Annotated in this window: 17 protein-coding genes, 2 pseudogenes and 2 riboswitches; of the genes and pseudogenes, 7 read left to right on the top strand and 12 right to left on the bottom strand. The window is 36.3% G+C overall.

Features of this window, described 5'->3' with window-relative positions; all coding sequences use genetic code 11:
• Nucleotides 1–8: 8 nt before the first annotated feature.
• The 12 genes and pseudogenes from infB to mgtA form a co-directional block, all read right to left on the bottom strand.
• A pseudogene (infB, locus tag M2919_RS01350) lies at nt 9–1,865 on the bottom strand (translation initiation factor IF-2); the annotation flags it as partial.
• 347 nt (nt 1,866–2,212) lie between these two features.
• Nucleotides 2,213–2,324: pseudogene (locus M2919_RS10085) on the bottom strand (translation initiation factor IF-2 N-terminal domain-containing protein); the annotation flags it as partial.
• A gap of 12 nt (nt 2,325–2,336) precedes the next feature.
• Complete coding sequence (locus M2919_RS01345) at nt 2,337–2,639, bottom strand: YlxQ-related RNA-binding protein (RefSeq protein ID WP_222319186.1); 303 nt, start codon at nt 2,637–2,639, stop codon at nt 2,337–2,339.
• Nucleotides 2,639–2,932 (bottom strand): RNase P modulator RnpM, encoded by a 294-nt coding sequence (gene rnpM, locus M2919_RS01340; RefSeq protein ID WP_023606161.1) that lies wholly within the window; start codon nt 2,930–2,932, stop codon nt 2,639–2,641. Before rnpM ends, M2919_RS01345 begins: the two co-directional genes overlap by 1 nt.
• A gap of 17 nt (nt 2,933–2,949) precedes the next feature.
• Complete coding sequence (nusA, locus tag M2919_RS01335) at nt 2,950–4,137, bottom strand: transcription termination factor NusA (protein WP_248848991.1); 1,188 nt, start codon at nt 4,135–4,137, stop codon at nt 2,950–2,952.
• A 24-nt stretch (nt 4,138–4,161) separates the two neighbouring features.
• Nucleotides 4,162–4,635, bottom strand: coding sequence for a ribosome maturation factor RimP (gene rimP / locus M2919_RS01330; protein ID WP_126761697.1), 474 nt, complete (start codon nt 4,633–4,635; stop codon nt 4,162–4,164).
• A gap of 147 nt (nt 4,636–4,782) precedes the next feature.
• Nucleotides 4,783–5,775: a nucleoid-associated protein gene (locus M2919_RS01325; RefSeq protein ID WP_248848990.1), complete on the bottom strand. Its 993-nt coding sequence runs from the start codon at nt 5,773–5,775 to the stop codon at nt 4,783–4,785.
• A gap of 113 nt (nt 5,776–5,888) precedes the next feature.
• Nucleotides 5,889–6,809 (bottom strand): cysteine synthase A, encoded by a 921-nt coding sequence (gene cysK / locus M2919_RS01320; protein ID WP_248848989.1) that lies wholly within the window; start codon nt 6,807–6,809, stop codon nt 5,889–5,891.
• A gap of 80 nt (nt 6,810–6,889) precedes the next feature.
• Entirely contained in the window at nt 6,890–7,531 is a 642-nt protein-coding gene (locus M2919_RS01315; protein WP_248848988.1) for an L-fuculose-phosphate aldolase, read from the bottom strand.
• A gap of 15 nt (nt 7,532–7,546) precedes the next feature.
• On the bottom strand, nt 7,547–8,599 hold the full coding sequence (locus M2919_RS01310; protein ID WP_248848987.1) for a s-methyl-5-thioribose-1-phosphate isomerase: 1,053 nt from the start codon (nt 8,597–8,599) through the stop codon (nt 7,547–7,549).
• Nucleotides 8,580–9,785: an S-methyl-5-thioribose kinase gene (gene mtnK, locus M2919_RS01305; protein ID WP_248848986.1), complete on the bottom strand. Its 1,206-nt coding sequence runs from the start codon at nt 9,783–9,785 to the stop codon at nt 8,580–8,582. Before mtnK ends, M2919_RS01310 begins: the two co-directional genes overlap by 20 nt.
• Nucleotides 9,786–9,916: 131 nt before the next feature.
• A complete protein-coding gene (gene mgtA, locus M2919_RS01300) occupies nt 9,917–12,607 on the bottom strand; it encodes a magnesium-translocating P-type ATPase (protein ID WP_248848985.1) in 2,691 nt (896 codons plus the stop codon).
• A gap of 116 nt (nt 12,608–12,723) precedes the next feature.
• Nucleotides 12,724–12,901, bottom strand: a riboswitch (M-box (ykoK) riboswitch).
• A 164-nt stretch (nt 12,902–13,065) separates the two neighbouring features.
• A riboswitch (M-box (ykoK) riboswitch) is annotated at nt 13,066–13,238 on the bottom strand.
• Nucleotides 13,239–13,374: 136 nt separating this feature from the next.
• Between mgtA and M2919_RS01295 the strand changes: the two genes are divergently transcribed.
• The 7 genes from M2919_RS01295 to M2919_RS01265 all read left to right on the top strand — a co-directional run bounded on the left by M2919_RS01295 (nt 13,375) and on the right by M2919_RS01265 (nt 19,389).
• On the top strand, nt 13,375–13,548 hold the full coding sequence (locus M2919_RS01295; RefSeq protein WP_023606153.1) for a hypothetical protein: 174 nt from the start codon (nt 13,375–13,377) through the stop codon (nt 13,546–13,548).
• Between the two features lie 318 nt (nt 13,549–13,866).
• Nucleotides 13,867–14,145, top strand: a complete 279-nt coding sequence (locus M2919_RS01290; RefSeq protein ID WP_126761682.1) for an amphi-Trp domain-containing protein — start codon at nt 13,867–13,869, stop codon at nt 14,143–14,145.
• A gap of 172 nt (nt 14,146–14,317) precedes the next feature.
• A complete protein-coding gene (locus tag M2919_RS01285) occupies nt 14,318–15,586 on the top strand; it encodes a YeeE/YedE family protein (protein WP_248848984.1) in 1,269 nt (422 codons plus the stop codon).
• Between the two features lie 305 nt (nt 15,587–15,891).
• Entirely contained in the window at nt 15,892–17,055 is a 1,164-nt protein-coding gene (locus tag M2919_RS01280; protein WP_248848983.1) for an SAP domain-containing protein, read from the top strand.
• A 146-nt stretch (nt 17,056–17,201) separates the two neighbouring features.
• Nucleotides 17,202–17,453, top strand: a complete 252-nt coding sequence (locus M2919_RS01275; RefSeq protein WP_248848982.1) for a hypothetical protein — start codon at nt 17,202–17,204, stop codon at nt 17,451–17,453.
• Nucleotides 17,422–18,195 carry a hypothetical protein gene (locus M2919_RS01270; protein ID WP_248848981.1) on the top strand — a complete coding sequence of 258 codons (774 nt, stop codon included), beginning with the start codon at nt 17,422–17,424 and terminating at the stop codon, nt 18,193–18,195. Before M2919_RS01275 ends, M2919_RS01270 begins: the two co-directional genes overlap by 32 nt.
• Nucleotides 18,196–18,270: 75 nt before the next feature.
• Nucleotides 18,271–19,389, top strand: coding sequence for a hypothetical protein (locus M2919_RS01265; RefSeq protein WP_248848980.1), 1,119 nt, complete (start codon nt 18,271–18,273; stop codon nt 19,387–19,389).
• The last annotated feature ends 243 nt before the right edge of the window (nt 19,390–19,632 follow it).

Here is a 19,632-nt window from a genome sequence, read left to right as displayed (position 1 = left end):
GTTTAACTTTATTTTACTTTGATTTCTTCCATAACAAATCCTTCAATGACATCGTCCACACGCAAGTCATTGTAGTTTTCAATCATGGCACCACATTCATAACCTAGTTTGACTTCTTTTACGTCATCTTTAAAACGTTTCAAGCTAGCTAGATTTCCTTCAAATATAACGATGTTATCACGAATCACACGTACGCCACTATCACGTTTGATAGAGCCTTCTGTTACGTAACAACCTGCAATCGTTCCCACTTTTGAAACTTTATATGTTTCACGTACGACCATTTGACCTGTGATTTTTTCTTCGAATTCAGGGTCAAGCATCCCTTTCATCGCTGTTTCAATCTCTTCTAATGCTTTATAAATAACACGATGTAAACGAATGTCTACTTTTTCTGTATCTGCTTGTGCTTTAGCTTGAGGTGTCGCACGAACGTTAAAGCCGATAATAATCGCATTACTTGCGGCTGCTAGCGTAATATCACTTTCATTAATCGCGCCAACTGCTGAGTGAACGATTTTCACGCGTACGCCTTCTACATCAATTTTGTTTAAACTTGCTGCTAGAGCTTCTGCTGAACCTTGTACGTCCGCTTTAATAATAACATTTACTTCTTTTAACTGACCTTCTTTTAAGCTTTCAAAAAGGTTATCCAATGTTACCAAGCTCGTCGCTGCACGTTGTTCCAATTGAGCTCTTTTCGCTCTTTCTTCACCTGCTTGACGTGCTGTTTTTTCATCAGCAAATGTCACAAAACGGTCTCCCGCTTGAGGAACTTCATTTAATCCGGTAATCTCAACCGGTGTTGCTGGTCCAACTTCCTTCTCACGTCGACCAATGTCATTTGTCATAACACGAACACGACCAAAAGTATTTCCTACCACAATTGGGTCTCCTACATGAAGTGTTCCTTGTTGGACAAGTAATGTCGCCACTACCCCTTTACCTTTATCTAAACGTGCTTCAATCACACTACCAATAGCTTGTTGTGTTGGGTCAGCTTTAAGCTCTTGAACCTCTGCTACAAGTAGAACCATTTCTAATAAATCTTCAATGTTTTCTCCAAACTTAGCAGAAATAGGTACAAAGATTGTATCGCCGCCCCAGTCTTCAGGAATTAAGCCATGTTCACTTAGTTCTTGCATGACACGGTCAGGGTTAGCTGTTGGTTTATCAATCTTGTTTACCGCTACAATAATCGGCACATCCGCTGCTTTCGCATGGTTAATAGCTTCAATTGTTTGTGGCATCACACCGTCATCCGCTGCAACAACTAAAATAGTAATATCTGTAATACTTGCTCCACGCGCACGCATAGACGTAAACGCCGCATGCCCTGGTGTATCTAAGAAAGTAATAGGCTTGCCGTCAACATCGATTTGATACGCACCGATATGCTGCGTAATCCCACCTGCTTCACCTAAAGAGACTTTCGTATGACGTAAAGTATCTAGTAACGTTGTTTTACCGTGGTCAACGTGCCCCATAATCGTTACAACTGGAGGACGTGTCACTAATTTATCTTCGTTCAATGCTTCTGGTTCGAAGAATTTATCAATATCAGCTACGTCTACTTCTACTTTTTCTTCAGCATCCATACCATAGTCCGCTGCAAGTAACTCAATCGTATCTTTATCTAAAGCTTGGTTTTGATTTGCCATAACTCCTAGCATTAACAGCTTTTTAATAATCTCAGCTGCATCACGATGAATCTTTTTAGAAATATCGGCAACCGACATTCCTTCCGTGTAAACTAACACTTCAGGTAACTCTCTAAATTTACGTGGTGGAACAGCTGGCTTGTTAGATGTTTGTTGACGTTTGCCTTTTTTCCCACGCTTGTTAAATTTATTGCGGTTTTGGTTACCACCAAAGTTGTTTTGACGTTGACGATTTCCTTGTTGTGGTCCTTTTGAGCCTTTAAATCCTTGAGAGGAATTATCTGCTTTCTTCGTATCGTTTTGTTTAGTCATATGATTCCCCTGTGCTGGTTTATTTTTTGCTTTATTTTGATTGGTCGTTTGTTTTCCTTGACTTTGATTTTGACGTGCTGCTTGTGAAGGATGATTTCCTTTTTTCGAAGCATCCCCTTTTTGTGATGCTGGTCGCGAATTCTGCTGGGCCTGTTTTTTGGGTTGGGGTGATCCTGATTGCTTATCGTTTTTCTTAGTTGAAAAAGCTGCTTTAATCTTATTCGCTTGATCATGATCGACAGAGCCCATATGATTTTTAACCTCGATACCAAGTGATTTAGCTTTTTCTACAACCGCCTTACTTGATTGTTCGATTTCTTTGGCTATTTCATAAATTCTCTTTTTACCCATACAATCACCTTCCTAACTTTGTATTAACTCCTGTAATTTTGTCGCAAAGCCAGCATCTTGTATGGCACAACTTTTACGGTCCTTTCCAATCGCATGACTGAGTTCACCGTGCGTAAATTGTGTGATACAAGGTACTTGATAATATGCACACTTATCAAGGAGTTTTTTGCGTGTATTGTCACTCGCGTCAGTTGAGATAATCACGAGTTTGGCTTTTTTTGAACGCACACTTTGTAAAACGAGTTCCTCGCCAGAAATCATTTTACCTGCCCGCGTTGCCAAGCCTAATAAATTTAATGCTTTTTCATTGTTCATCATTTGCCGAAAAGTTCCTGTCTTGCTTTTTGATGCTTGACATAATCTAATAACTCTTGATAAAAATCATCCGTCAAACTCACTTTTAACGTTTTAGACAACGTGTCTTGCTCCCATCCTTTTTCAACAACAGCTGGGTCAATCGAGACATAGGCGCCACGACCGGGCTTTTTGCCTGAAGGGTCAATTGAGACTTCCCCTTCTTTAGAACGAACTACGCGAATCATCTCTTTTTTTGGTTTCATTTCGTTTGATACGACACATCTTCTTAGAGGTATTTTACGTGTTTTCATAACGTTGGCCTCCTTAATTATTCTTCGACATCTTCTGCAGCAACTTCTAAACTTTCATCCACTGTCAAAATATCAGACGTTTGGTCGATTTCAGGCACTTCTAATTCTGCTGGCACATCTGTGTCTTCGAGAATTTCAACTGTCTCTTCTTGTGCCTGTTGTTCTAGAAGTTCAGCCATATCGCTTTCTGATTTGATATCAATCTTATAATTCGTTAGTTTAGCCGCTAGACGTGCATTTTGACCACGTTTACCAATCGCTAATGACAATTGATAATCTGGTACAACTACCGTACATGAGCGATCATTTTCTGAGAAAATAACATCAATAACTTGAGCAGGATTTAAGGCGTTAGCAATAAATACAGCGGGATCTTCATTCCACTCCACAATATCCATATTTTCGCCTTTCAACTCATTTACAATCGCTTGTACACGTTGGCCTTTAGGTCCTACACACGTGCCAACTGGGTCAATGTTACTATCTTGAGAACGTACGGCAACTTTTGAACGGTCACCTGCTTCACGAGAAATGCTGACAATCTCTACTACTCCATCATACACTTCTGGTATCTCTTGTTCAAATAGTCGCTTTAATAAGTCTGGATGACTACGACTAACAAAGACTTGAGGTCCTTTTGATGTATTTTCAACTTTTGACACATACACTTTAATACGGTCATGCGGTTGATACACTTCATTTGGTATTTGGTCTTGTCGTGATAATACTGCTTCGATTTTCCCAAGATTTACATAAATATAACGATGATCTTGTCGCTCGACAATTCCTTGCATAATCTCATTTTCATAGGCGCTGAACTCTTCATAAATAATCGTTCTTTCCGCTTCTCTTACACGCTGTAAGATGACTTGTTTAGCTGTCTGAGCAGCAATACGACCGAAATCTTTTGGTGTGACTTCAAAACGTATTGTGTCTCCTAACTCGTAAGCAGGATTAATTGCTAGCGCATCCGTCAAAGCAACTTCTAATTGTGAGTCCATGACTTCTTCTGTTACTTCTTTTACAGAATAAACATGGATGTTCCCTTTTTTGTTATCAAATTCTACTTCCACATTTTGAGCTTGACCATAGTGACGCTTATAAGCAGAAACAAGTGCTGCTTCTAACGCATCAATGACAATTTCTTTAGAAATGCCTTTTTCCATTTCAAGCGCTTCTAATGCATTTAACATGTCTTTACTCATGATTCTTTTTCCTCCGTCATTGTCTTAAAACTCGATCGCTAATCGTGCTTTGGCAATATTTTTTCGTAAAAATGTCATTTCTTTTCTTCTTGTTTTAATCTTGACTGTTAAAACAAGCTCATCGTCTGTTAAGGATGTTAAGTATCCCTCATATTGTTTATTGCCCTCAACCATTGAATACAATGATAGGTGAATATATTGATTCATTGCCGCTTCATAGTCTGCTTCTTTTTTCAATGGACGTTCTGCTCCGGGAGATGATACCTCTAGGAAGTATGCTTGCGGGATTGGATCTGGATCTAACGCATCCATTGCCTCGCTTAACTGCTCACTGACAAGGGCACATTCTTCAATATCAATCCCATTTTCTTTATCAATAAACACTCTAAGAAACCAATTCTTACCCTCTTTTACAAACTCAATATCGACGAGTTCAAAGCCTTCACGATCTAATATCGGTGTTACCACACCAGTGACGGTATCTACTACTGCACTCACTGTCAAACCTCCTTCATATCAGTAATTTAGCCATTAAAAAGAGTGAGCGTTCGGCACGCTCACTCTTTCTTCCGGTATCATTCTTCTACTATAATAGCACGTTTTCATTTCCTTTTCAACCAAAAGGCGATTTTACACTGTTTTTGATTATGAAAACTTGTTTTTTATTTCATCAATATTTTTTATCATAACAGAAATCGTGCCGTCTGGATTATTAATAAATTCAACAAACTCTTTATTTTGATAAACATCCATTGGAATAGCTAGTTCAATCCCATTCGCTAACTTGAACTTTTGCATGCGATATTTTTTCTCATATTTTGGTACATTCACTGGAATATCCTCTGTAAAAGCCGTGCGTGTGACTTGTTCTAGATACTCTTCTTTGGCACTAAAGTTATCTTTAAAAACATGTTCGGCTATACGTTGGTTATCAATTTTCCCTTCTTCTTCGATACTTTCATAAATAGCTTGCTGAACATTCGCAAAACTTTCATGCAACTCTTCGTTGTACCGCGTAGAAACATCTTTAACAGCTTTTTTTACAATTTTTATATTATCGGCCATCGACGGCGTTGGCTCAATTTGAAAAAGAATCTGACTCATATACGCAGTTTTTTTACCGTCAAATTTATAAGACTTACCAACCATTGAAAGGGTTTGATTAGTCAAATTCATCACGATTCCCTCATCTACCTTGCTCGTACTACTTGGTAAGACAGCACGGTTAAGAATGATGTTATTTACCATCTCATTTTCAATATAATCAATATAATGCGTATGTACCTTTTTAAAATTCAATTTAAAAGCCCCTACTAAATGGTCTTCCTCATCATTCATCGCTTCAAATATGAGTAAATCACCACTTGGCACATCCTCACCTTTCACTAAACAATCATAAAACCCTTGAGCAATCGCATGACTTCCTTCGATAAAGTTATCAGATAGCGAGCTAAACGGTAAATCTGTCGTTGTCTCTTCTAGCTTACCGGTCTGATAATCATTTTCAAAAAACTTTTTTAATAATGATTCTGAATAATCACGAACGGTTAACTCACTAAGATCCATAGGTTTCTCTGATAAGATAAGTTGCGGTGATTCTAAATCAATCACATGCAAAATAGCTTGCGTTACTTTCATCTAAACACTTCCTTTAAATTCATCTTAATCAGTATATCGAAAGTTAGCACAGATGACCATAGAAAAAGGCCTCCATTCTTTTTTCAAGAAAGGAAGCCGATTGCTATCATCTTTTATGCATCAAAAATACCCGTTGAAAGATAACGTTCCCCGTTATCAGGTGCTAAAACGACTACTTGATGACCTTTGCCTAATTCTTTCGCAACGTCTAATGCCGCTGCAATGGCTGCGCCAGAAGAGATTCCAAGTAGCAATCCTTCTTTTCTCGCAACTTGTTTTGTCATTTCTATAGCGCGTTCACTTGAAATAGGTAACACTTTGTCATAAGAATCTGTATCTAATACTTTTGGTACAAAGCCAGCTCCAATCCCTTGTATCTTATGCGGTTGGTGAGCACCACCCCTTAAAATTTCGGACTCTGCTGGTTCTACAGCATACACTGCCATCTCACTATTTTCTTGTTTTAGGATATGACTAACTCCTGTTATCGTGCCACCCGTTCCAACACCGGCAACAAAGGCATCAATCTCTTTTGCAGGCATCGCTTCTAAAATTTCATGCGCCGTCGTGCGTTCGTGAATGGACGGATTCGCTAAATTATCAAACTGTAATGGCATGAAATGATTTTCTTGAGCGGCAATTTCTTCCGCCTTAGCAATCGAACCTTTCATCCCTTCAGCTCCAGGTGTTAAAATTAACTCTGCACCGTATGCTTTCATTAATTGTTGACGTTCTTTACTCATTGTATCAGGCATCACGATAACAATTTTATAGCCTTTTGCTGCCGCGACCATTGATAAACCAATCCCCGTATTTCCACTTGTTGGTTCTACAATCGTATAGCCCGGCTTTAATAAACCTCTACGTTCTGCTTCTTCAACCATCGCCAAAGCAATTCGATCTTTGACACTACCGCCCGGGTTAAAAAACTCTAATTTAACAAAAACATCAGCCGAATCATCACCAACCACACGATTCAACTTCACTATCGGTGTATGACCAATTAACTCTGTTACAGATGTTACTTTTTTCATAGGTTACTCTCTCCTTTGACGACCTTTTATGCTTACTATACTATAGTAACTCTTTTTTCAAAAAATAACTAGCAATACGATTATCCCTGTCCGTACGTGCCAAATTTTTTCATCGTTTCTTCGATTTCTGTGGTAGAAAGCATGACTGGCTTTCCAATCGCGCGTGCTCGATAGTAAAGTTTAGCTACAAACTCTATGTCTTTTGCGACTGAAAAGGCTTCTGATAGTGATTCGCCAACAGTTAAAACACCATGATTGGCTAGTAAAATCCCCGTATCCTTTTGCATCGTGCGATAAGCCTCTTTAGCTAACGCTTCCGTGCCGTATGTTTCATAGCCACTACAACGAATTTCTTCTCCTACTGAAGCGATAATGTAATGAAGCGGTTGAATCGATTCTCGCAGACAAGCAAAGGTCGTCGCATATTCGGAATGGGTGTGCACGACCGCTCGAACTGCTGGGTTATTTTGATAAAAAATTTGATGCATGGCGATCTCACTTGACGGTTTGCGCTTTCCGTCGATGACTTTTCCTTCTAAATCAACAACCACTATATCCTCTAATTCCGTTTCATGATAAGGAACACCGCTTGGACTGATTAAAAAACACTCATCCTCTGGAATAAATAAACTTAGATTTCCACCCGTCCCAGTTGTCAAACGCTCTTCCATCATTTTCTTCCCAAATGTCACCATTTCTTGTCGTTCGTCTCTATACTTCATCTTTTCTCTCACTTTCTAATAAAACTGTTGCACCGCAGTATCAAAATAAGTCGCTACCTCAGTGGCTTGATAAATGCCTTTATCCGTGACAATCCCCGCAATTAAATTGGGAGAAGTGATATCAAATGACGGATATAAAGCTTTAGCTCCATTAAGGGTATGCGGTATCCCTTGAAACGTTAATACCTGTTGGGGGTCACGCATTTCAATGACAATGTCGTGATGGCTTTTTTTATGCTCATCAGGTATGCCCGTGACATAATATGGCACGTCATAATGTTGCGCTAATAATGCGATTTGTTTTGTTCCAATCTTATTCGCTATATAGCCGTCCAATGCAATCGTATCGGCGGCTGAAGTAAACAAATCAATTCCTTCATACTCCATTACATAACCGACCATATTATCAGTAATCACCGTAGTATCAAACCCCATGTCAACACCACAACTAGCCGTTAAACGAGCTCCCTGTAAATAAGGTCGCGTTTCAGCAGTATAAAGTTTAAACACTTTTTGCTGCTCAATCGCTCCGCGAAGCATCATGCCCACGATTGTCTCGCCAAAACACTGGGTCAATACATGGTCATTTGCATTTATCTTTGTTAACAAATAATCCCCCACACGTGACATTGTCGCATAGCGACGATTAAGTGATTTAAGTGTTTCGTTAAAAATTGCTTCTTCAGCTGATGCGCCACGTTCAAAGGCCAACTCAGCGGCTTGCAAAGCATGATGAGTGATTTGTAACATGCGATTAGCCGTTGTCGGTCTAGCATGACCAATCGTAGCGGCTGCCTCTTTTAAGAAAATACGTTGTTTTACTACACTTTCATCTCTTACTTGATACGCAGCTAGAGCCATACCCATCCCTGCTGCTGTATAAGGTCCGGCACTTTGTGTCACCATATCTGTAATCGCTTGGGCCACTTCTTGATAAGTCGTACAAGTGACAAAGCGAACTTCTGTAGGATAAATACGACGATCTAAAATACGGACTTTCCCATCTTCATACCAAGCAACATTCTCATAACGCAGCATAAAAGGTAGGTTATAATCTTCTCGTTTCATACTTATCTATCTCCTTTTGTAAATGCTGATTTAACCAATCTGATGTCATCGTGTGACGGTCTAAAATCAGCTTTTCCGATAACGTTATAACCGCACGCTCAAAATCTAGACGTCGTTCCCTGTCTTCAATCGTAGTGACTTCAGCTACTTTTGTATCTCCAACCACTCTTCTTATCATTTCCGTTCCCGTATAGCCATAAGTGTTGCAAATAATCCCTTTTAGCCACTCTTGCTTAAAGCGAGAGGTTCGATAGAGAGACAAGGTCACTTCTTTTTCATAATAGTCACTCATCTTATTCTCTGTTTCAACCAAAATACAGATGATCGTTTCCCGTAACCAACATAAATAAGTTAACGAAACTGAGTCTTGTGCTAATTGATGATAGAACGCCAGTAGTAAATGCGCCACCACATTTCCAATGTCATAGCCTGCTGGTCCATAAAATGCAAACTCTGGGTCAATAACCTTTAAACCATTTTGAGATACAAAAATGGAGCCAGAATGTAAATCACCATGTAACAGTGCCTGTCCGTGATTCATAAAATGATAACGAAGTGAGGCAACTTCCATGATTAATGCCTCATGCTCATACAAATGCTTTTGGACAAAGGCTTCATTTCCAGGAAAAATTTGATTACGTTGTTTTTGATTATTATACGGTTCAGTAAACACTAAATCTTCACTAATTTCACGCATCTCCACATTTGAATAAAAAGCTTGTTCTAGCTGTTTTCGGGATGCCTCCATCACTAAATCTGTCGAACTTACTAACGACACGGCTAAAAACTCACTCAAATCATTAGCTAACTGTGGGAGTTGCTGGCACTCACTCAAGACATGACGCAAGTTACGATACTCTGAAATATCTTCCATAATAATAATCGCCATTTCTTCATCTACAGCATAAATCTTAGGCGTATAATTAGGGACAACCTCATTTAACCGTTCTAAAGCACGCCCTTCTCGTACGGCTCGTTTAATATCTAATGGACGACCCGACGACCGTAGTAATTTGTCAGCTTGTTTGACAATTAGCCGCCGTTGATTATTTTTATCAGTCACTCGAAAAACATAGTTGATATTTCCGTCACCAATCTCTTCAACCGTGCAATTATCATTCGCAAAATCAGGAAGTGTCTTACTTAAATAAGGCAGAATTGTTTTATCTGTCAATAATTCATGCATGCTATCTCTCCTTCCATACATCTTTACTTAGTTTACCTTGTTCACGGATTAAAAGACAATCCTAAAACAAAAAAAGTTATGCCTTTGCCAATGAATATAGCACATTAGCAAAAGACATAACTTCAATAAAATTAAAGTAATTCTTGATAACGACGAATATAAAGATTTTTCACAACGGTTACCAGCGCGATATACGCGACAATTGTTAACAACAACCAGAAGAAATAACTCGCATTTAATGGCACTAAACCAACCGATTGCCCTATAGAAGTAAAAGGTAGTACCGTACCAATTAAAATACCTAGTGTTGTAATCGTCATGACGATAAAGGAAGCTCGACTTTGTAAGAATGGTATCTTAGGTGTTCGCAATGCATGAATTACTAATGTTTGTGACCACAATGATTCAACGAACAAGCCTGCATGGAAGAAAGCAACGAATAAGCCTGCATGGAAGAAAGCAACGAATAAGACCTGCTTTTCAGGTGATAGACTATGATAACTTCCCCCGAATACTTGTGGTCCGATTAGATAGAATAATAAGAAATAGGTCGTAATATCAAAAATCGAGCTAGTCGGTCCGAGCCATTTCATAAACGAACCAATTGATTTAGCATCCCAATGACGCGGTGATTTTAAATATTCATCATCCATATTATCCCAAGGAATTGAGATGCATGAGATGTCGTAAATCAAGTTAAGAACGAGTAGTTGCAGAGCTGTCATTGGCAGGAATGGTAAGAATATGCTAGCGACTAACACTGAAAAAACATTCCCAAAATTTGAACTGACCGTCATTTTAATATACTTAATAATATTTCCAAAAACCGCACGACCAGATAAAATTCCTTTTTCTAAAATCATTAAATCCTTTTCAAGTAAAATAATGTCTGCCGACTCTTTCGCAATATCAACTGCCGTATCTACTGAAATGCCAACATCCGATGCTTTCATCGCCGGCGCATCATTTATCCCGTCACCTAAAAATCCTACCGTATGTCCATTCTCTTTTAATCCTTTGACGATATCTGTTTTTTGGGCTGGTGAAAGTTTCACAAAAACCGAATGATTCTCTATCGTTTCAAGAAATTTATCAGCAGACATCTCTTGTAAATCACGTCCACTAATAATCGTTTCATTTTCCAATCCTACTTGTTGACAGACTGCTCGTGTCACTCGCTCATTATCACCCGTTAAAACTTTAACGCCGACTTGATGCTCTTTTAATGCCATTAACGCCTGTTTCGTCGTTTCCTTTGGTGGATCTAGGAAAGCAAGATAGCCAATTAACACCATTTCTGATTCATCTGCTATCGAAAACTCTCCGATTGGACGCGGATTAGTCTTTTGTGCCACAGCCACCACACGCAAGCCATCTTCGTTTAATGTATCGACTGTTCGTAAAACTTCTTCTTTAATCGCTGATGAAAGTGGTTTAACTTCACCATTGACTTCAACAAAAGATGAAATCTCTAACATCTCCTCTACCGCGCCTTTAGTAATCATTTGAACTTTATTCTGATTATCTTTCACAACGACACTCATACGTCGACGCTCAAAGTCAAATGGAATCTCATCTACCTTTTCATGATTTAAAGACGAAATGTTTAATTCTTTCGATGCGGCATCGATAATCGCAATATCCATTAAATTCTTTAATCCTGTTTGATGATAACTGTTTAGGTATGCATGTCGCAAAACACGGGCGTCTTCTTGTCCATTAATATCTAAGTGATATTCTAATACAATTTTATCTTGTGTTAACGTCCCAGTTTTGTCCGTACAAAGGACATCCATAGCACCGAAGTTTTGAATGGCATTTAAATCTTTAATAACTGTTCCTTCTTTCGCCATACTTGTAGCACCTTTGACTAAACTTGTCGTCACAATCATTGGTAACATCTCTGGTGTCAATCCGACAGCAATAGACAATCCGAAAAAGAGCGCCTCTACCCAATCCCCTTTTGTTAGACCGTTAATTAAAATAACTGTCGGAGCCATTATTAACATAAAACGAATTAAAAGCCAGGAAACTTCACTAATGCCAACATCAAAACTTGTCAATTCATCTGTTTTAGCAACATCCCGAGCAATTCCACCAAAAATAGTATCATCGCCAACAGCAACCACAATACCTGTCGCCGTACCACTGACAACGTTACTGCCCATATACACCATATTTTGATAATCAGTTTGACTCTCTCTCGCTGAAATATCTACAGGAGCTGTCTTTTCTACCGGATGACTTTCTCCCGTCATAGCCGACTGACTAACAAACAAATCTTTTGCCGCTATAATCCGTATATCCGCTGGAATCATATCTCCCGCAGACAAGTGAACGCGGTCACCTACAACAATTTCTTCAGTAGGGACTTCTATTCTCTCTTGTCCTTTACGTGTGACCGTCGCCGTAACTCTAACTAACGATAAAAGACTCTCCGCTGCTTTTGATGATCTAACTGACTGAAACAATGTCAAACTACCGCTGATTGTTACCATCGTACTGATAATAATAACAGCCGTTAGATCTTTTTCAGCCCCACTTGCCAACCAATAATCAGTCACAAACGAGATAATCGCAAGCACCATTAATATAATCGTAAACGGGGTAAAAAAAGCTTTTCTCACTTTTGTTCCCCAAGATTCTTTTTCGTATTCGGACAAAATATTCGCCCCATATTTACGACGACTATTTTCCACCTCATCTTGTGCCAATCCATTTTGACCGCCTCCTAATTTTCTAGTAAGGCGCGCTACTTCACTTCTTGCTGCAAACTCATAACGCTTATCCATAACTGACAGCGTATTGTTTAATTCTTTCATTCTCATTTTTTTCCCTCGCTCTCCATAAATATAACCGGTCGCACTTTTCTCCATTCATGAACAAAAGGACGCCGAACATTTTGAAGGCGCTAGAAATTATCATCTAATTACCATTTAACTCATCTAACTCGTTGAGTTTTAGCACTATATAACGTAAAAGAATAGCTATTTCTATTCTTTAGCTACTTTGGGAAAAGCCTTACTCGACCATTCCTGTCCTACCCATTGGCGTCTCTGGACGTTTTTGAGCAGTAGCCTGTGTTTATATAGGAGCCTCACCTAACGAAAAGTCCTAGACTTTCTATCGGGTGCTGGATCATCAGTGTCCATTCCTAAACACCTACACGAACAATCTGAATTTTCCATAACATCACCCCTTGTATGCTTTATTTAAAATAAAGACAAAAAAATCTCTTACGTCAAAACCAACGTAAGAGATAAATAGGCATGTTAAAAAAACACGGATCACTTCGTTGAGTTTTGACACTATACAACGTAAAAGAATGTCCATTCTTTAGCTACCTTGGGAAAAGCCTTAAGTCGACTAGTCCTGTCCTACTCATTGGCGTCTCTGGACGTTTTTGAGCAGCAGCCTGTGTTTGTATAGGAGCCTCACCTAACAAATCTTTATTTTATTAACTATAAGCCTACCATTGATGTGATATTTCGTCAACTCTTCATTTTTTTACCACATTTTCAAAGTCTTTTTAATTACAATCTTTAATAATTGAGTGTATAATAAACATATCATACAGGAGGTGTTCAGAATGAAAACAGAAAAAGAAATTAACATGCTGATTGTCGAAGCAAAAAAAGAAGTTGACCGTCTTGAAGAACAACGTCACAAAGATTTAGGTAACTCGATGAACTTCATTCACAATGAAATAGAACTCCAACGCACACTCGCTCAAATCGAAGCTTACGAAGAAACACTTAACTAAACGCTTAGATTATGATTCGAAACAAAACTATGATATACTGTGTAAGATATGAAAAATGTTTAAATACATTATTTTAATTTGTTTTGAAGAAATTTATTCGCACTGGCGTAGTTAAAGAGCTACAAGGATGTCATAGAGGTTAGGGATGACATTGTTTAAACGAGAAAAAGTCAAAATATTGTAACAGTTATTTTAAATATTGATTAGTGAGATAGCCCGCTTCTAAGTGAAGTGGGCTATCGTTCATTTTATCATATTTCTTTAAAAACACCCCTTACTTCCTTTATAATAAAGATAAAGAATAAAGGAGGGATTTTTATGGAAAATAATAAGAAGCCCGTCACTCAAGTCATTATTGATCGTGAAGAGCATCAGCGTTTACATGAGTTTGCAACGACACTTGAAACGATTGCTAAGAAACTTAAAGAAGAAGGGACATTTCACTTTACTGAAGGAAACCACACAACCCCCATTACCCCGTCAGACAATTTAAAAGTGGAATACTCCTATGAAATCAAAGGAGACAAACATTCTTTTGAAATTGAATTTGATTGGTATACAGGTCAAAAAGAACAAGCTGCATTTAAAATTGAATAAGAAAAAAAGAGATGAAATAGTCTTCCCTTATTATTTCATCTCTTTTTCTGTTCTTTAACCCGCGTTAATCAGTAAACTTTCATAAAAATTGTGAAATCCCCTTAAAAAATAACACTTTATGGTATATAATAAGGTTGTTCGTGAAAACACAAACTTAAAAAGGAGAATGATGATGAACAAGAAAGAAAATGTTGTTGGCTTTATATTATTAATTGTCTTATTAATTGCTGGTAAAACAATGCTGGCATCCAATGTATTATTTATTCGTTTGTTATTCGGTTTAGGTCTAGGATATACGTTATCTCGTGCCTATACTGGTTTTGCAGGGAGTGTGAACCGTGCTTATAACACAGGATCAACTAAACTCATGCGAACTCTAATGCTATTATTCTTTTTAACGGCTCTTGCTTCTACAGGTTACTTTTTCTTAGCCGATGCTTCACAATTTGACTTATGGGTCAATCCTATCAACACTGGTCTTATTTTAGGTGGTATTTTATTTGGATTTGGGATGGCTTTCTCTTCTTGTTGTGCATCAGGCGTGTTAACAGACTTAGTAACGGCACTACCTCGAGCAGGCGTCACTTTTATTTTCTTTTGTATGGGCGTCTTTTTAGGATACCCCGTACAAAATTCACAGAGTTGGATTATTAACTCATGGTTTACATCTGAAACTGGAAAAGCACTCGGTACTAACGGTGTCTTCTTACCAGATTTATTTAAAAATGATGGAACAAACGGTTATCTCGGCGCACTTATCCTAACAGGGATTTTTGCCTTAATCGTTGTTGCCCTTTCATTTCTATATGAAAAGAAACGTCGCAACGCCAACACTTACTACGGTGTCTTATCCGAAAGAATGCAAGACGAAGCTCCAAAACTTGATGTTAAAAACTTCAATGTTGCTAATCAAGACACTTACTATCAATTATTCGTTGCACCTTGGTCACTTAAACAAGGCGCTGTCATCCTAACCTTGATTTTCACCGTCATGATGGGCGTGACAAAAACTGGTTGGGGCGCTTCTACTCCTTATGGAATGTGGTTCGGTAAATTCTTAATGTTATTCGGCGTTTCTGCTGACTCATTAGCAGAATTCACCAAAATGGCACCTGAATTTTACTCCAATCCCCTATTGGAAAATGGTGTTAGCGTGCAAAACTTCGGTATTCTTTTTGGTACAATTATCTTTTTATTAACCTCTGGACAATTCAAACGCACATTCATGTCTGAAATGAACCTGACAGGTAAAGAAGCATTATTATATGCTTTAGGTGGTATTTGTATGGGATTCGGAACACGTCTATCTAATGGTTGTAACGTAGGTGCTTTATATACACCTATCGCTAACTTCTCATTATCTGGTTGGATTTTCCTTATTCCGCTTGTTATAGGAGCAATATTAGGAAACAAATTCTCAGACAAATGGTATGGAAAATAATTAACTAATTAAATAGCTATTCTCATCTTTTTCACGAACAATCCCCCCTACGTTGGACATAATGCCCATCGTAGGGGGGATTTTGATATGTGAGATGAAACGAAACTAGCCCCCGATATTCTTATTACTTTTTTGTTTTTATTTGGTATAATTAGTTATATATATTATGCAAAAAATATTTACACATGAACTTAAAATGATAATTTTTTTCTTTGAATAACAAAATGGTAAATATTAAGGAGCTTTATTTTTATAAAGCAATCAATCATCAAAAGGCATAATTTTTCGATTGGGGGAATCACTTCATGAAGTGGATTGTATTGTTATTTTTATTAGCATTTGTTTTACACTACCCATTGCAAACACTAACTATTGTTGCTTTCATTGTTTCTATAAACTTATTCCTACATAAACGAGAAGAAAAAAACTCTTTAAAAACTGAGATAAATGAAACTCATACAAATACAGATAATTCAAATACAAATGATTTAATGATTTACAATTCAGCCCAAAATGAAACTGTTAATTATCATGGTTCCAAATCAATTAATAGTTTTGATGGATTAGAAATAGGAGAAATCATATTAATGGATTGGTTAGAAAACAAAAAACAAACCGATCTTCCTCCTGATTACTTTTCTATTTTTTACGAAATTAATTATAATATGAGTATTAATAAACTTGCTTCAAACAACTATATAAGAACATCAACCCCATCTGAAAGTCTGTATTCTCTTAAAATCAAAGATTTAAAAGAAATATTAAAAAATAACTCTTTAAAAGTATCTGGAAAAAAAGCCGAGCTAATAAAAAGAATTCAAGATAATGTTGAAGAATATTTATATGCAAATACAGTACCTAAATGTTGGTCTTTAACAAATCAGGGGGAAAAAATAATAGAAAAATATCATTTATTAATTTGGGCTCATAAAAATAGATCCCATGATACTTGTGTCACTCCTTATTCAGTCGTTCCTTACTTAGATTCCAATCTAGGTCCTGAAGAAATTGCTTACAATATCTCTAAAAAATCATTTATCAAAAACTTAAAAGATTTTAAATATGGTATGGCAACAAATGATTTAATGTACCAACATAGACTATTACTCAGTGAAAGTAAATTAGAGGAAGCTCTTTATTGTGTTATGTTTGCCCTTATTCTTCAATTAACGGGAATAGGTAACTCAGATAAAGATTATATCTATGTTCATAAATATAATGTTTATACATCACATTTAAAAGCTGAGATAATTAAACTACAATCTATGTTAAGTTTATCAAATAGCGAACTAGAAGAATATCTGATGCAGGCTTATAAAAAAATAGAACAAGATCTTTCTTCAATTAGGCTTTTTCACAACGAGGAAGAGTTATTAACCTGTTTTCGTACGCTCATGTACCTTTCCAAAGAAGAGTATTACTCGATAATAGAATCTTGGATTCAAAGAATGCCTGATAAATATCGATAGTAATTTATTATGAAAGTTATTTTACTATGATATCTAAATCTAAGATTGAAAACCACCAATAAAGTGTGTTGAAGGAACCAAAATGTTAATTACAGATTAATTACTGAATTTCATAGACAAGAAAAGAAAGATATATTGCTTCTATTATGACATTTAGTTTAAATGGTTTAATCACACTTTCAGAAAATAGTCTTGTTTATGAGTGGAAATGTGCTGAATTTTTGGAAGTAACGTTATCAGCTTTTCAGGAAGCGATTAAATTATACCAAGAGAAGCTTGGAATGACTTTTGACTATAAGGACTATCACTTCTCTTTTGAAACTGCTGGAACGTTGGATATAAAAAAGAATAATTTGGAGGAAGAAAATGAAGAAGATGGCGTTAGTTGTTCTTGCTAGTCTCAGCTTATTTCTTGTTGGATGCAGTAAAGAAAATGTAAAAGCTGACTATTCAACCGAAAAAGCTGAGGAACTTTTGAATAAAGGAGAAGATTTAGAAGGGAAAACAGTAGAGTTTAAAGTTGACAAATTAGCTCCTGCCAGTGCTTTTGGTTATAATCTACAAACAGGAGAACATTTAAACTTTGTATCTGCTGAAAATCCGAAAGTAAAAGAAGGTCAAACTGTAATCGCTAAAATAAAAAGCGTTAAAAGTGTTATGGGTTCATTTATTATTGAATATGATTTGGTTAAGAATTGTAAAAAAACAAGTGATTCTACTAAAACTGAAACTAGCATTACTAAAGAAGCTACTATTGAAGATTTGTTTGATAGCTATGTATCAACAATTGATAAGATAAATGTCGATAATTACAACGAAGATGAGTATGGATATTATAAATATAGCGATTTATTAAGATATACAGAAGGAAATCTTGGGCTTAAAGTTAAAATAATTAACTTTGAAGTTATACAGGTTATCGAAAATGATAAATATACACAATTGTTAGGTTCAATGCCTAATGGTGATATTTACATGGGGTTAATAGAAACTGAACGTTTAGAGACAAAAATACTAGCTGATGATGTTTTATTTTTTAATAGTCAATACTTAAATAACTATAAATATATAAATAATGCAGATGTTGAAAAAGAAGTTCCTTTACTTTATATAAATGGATATAACTTAACTACAAAATAAGCCTTTCGAGGCCCTCCCCTTCGCTGGGGATGCGGGTAATATATAATGATAAAAAACACATTTGGAGGTGCATTTATGAGTGAATTTGTTTCAAAATACCCGATTTTAGAGATCCCTACAGATACTAATTATTGGTTTGTTAGGGCTCAAAGTGGATTGTATTATGATGATTTTTTAGAAAATGAGTTTATCGCAATAGGTGATAATGACATCAACATTGATTTTTTAAAACAATATTCTAAAGCTTCACCAGTTGAATCGCTGTTCTCCTTAGAGGATACAAAACTAATATATAAGCAACACTATCCTAATTATAATTCTCAACAAAATACATTATATTCAAAACGATTATTTAATTTTTTCTATGAAATGAAGTTAAATGATATTGTACTTGTACCATCAAAAACATCTAAAAGGTTTTTGATAGGTGTTATTACATCTGAAGCGTATGATTACGATCTAGAAAAAAATCATATGAAAGAAAATTATTTTAACCGAAGAGTTTGCCCCTTTAAAAAGAGAAGAAATGTAACTTGGATTAAAGAAATAAATAGAAAAGACTTGCCTGATTCTATGTATTGGCTTCTATCTGCACATCAAACTTTTTTCAACTTAAAAAAAGAGGAGTCTAAAATCGATCAATTAATTAGTCCAATCTATAAAAAAGGCGACAGGTTGTATTCAACATTCCATGTAGCATCAGAAGATTCCTTGTCATTTGACAATTGGCTTGCTTTACAAAATTTATTATCAAAATCATCTAAGGATAAATCAAGTTATTTTGTCTTAAAGGCTGATATTAATTCACCTGGTGAATTCAAAATTTCAACTGGAATAGAACATCTAGATACGTTTCTATATGTGTGTAGCAATATATTATATTTCGCAAAAGAGAATCCTATACTATTTACATCGATTACTTCTACTGTATTTCTTTCTATTTTTGGTGGCCCAAACGTAAATGGCAAACAATTTTTCGGTATAATCCCCTACTTCTTTGGAGAAGGTAAAATTTCAAGAGAGAAATCTCGTTTAGAAAATAAAGGTATCGATTTAGATAATCAAATAAAAAGAGAAGTTTTGATTGCTAAGCAAATTAAGAATAAAAAAGACATCAAAGACATGGAAATTAGCGCTTACGACCCGGGTAAAGTAATTCCAATGAAAAATAAAAAGGACCCTTTTGAGAAATAGGTTTTATTTTAAGAAATAAAAATATAATTGTTATAGAAATTAGAGAACGGAATAATTCATTTAAATTTAAGAAATAAAAAAACATAGAAATTAAAATGAATATTATAGAAAATACTGAAATGTAACCATATATAACTTGAAAATTTCCTTTCATCGCTCTCACTCTCCTGCTTAATATTATATCAACAATAAAGATTTAAGCCTAGATGGCTTTTCTTTATCATATCAAAAGAACTGGTGTTC

Origin of the sequence: Vagococcus lutrae, assembly GCF_023299185.1 — a bacterium.
In the GTDB taxonomy this organism is placed as follows: domain Bacteria; phylum Bacillota; class Bacilli; order Lactobacillales; family Vagococcaceae; genus Vagococcus_A; species Vagococcus_A lutrae.
Note: the sequence above shows the minus strand (reverse complement) of the source record. Positions and strands in the feature narration are given on the sequence as shown.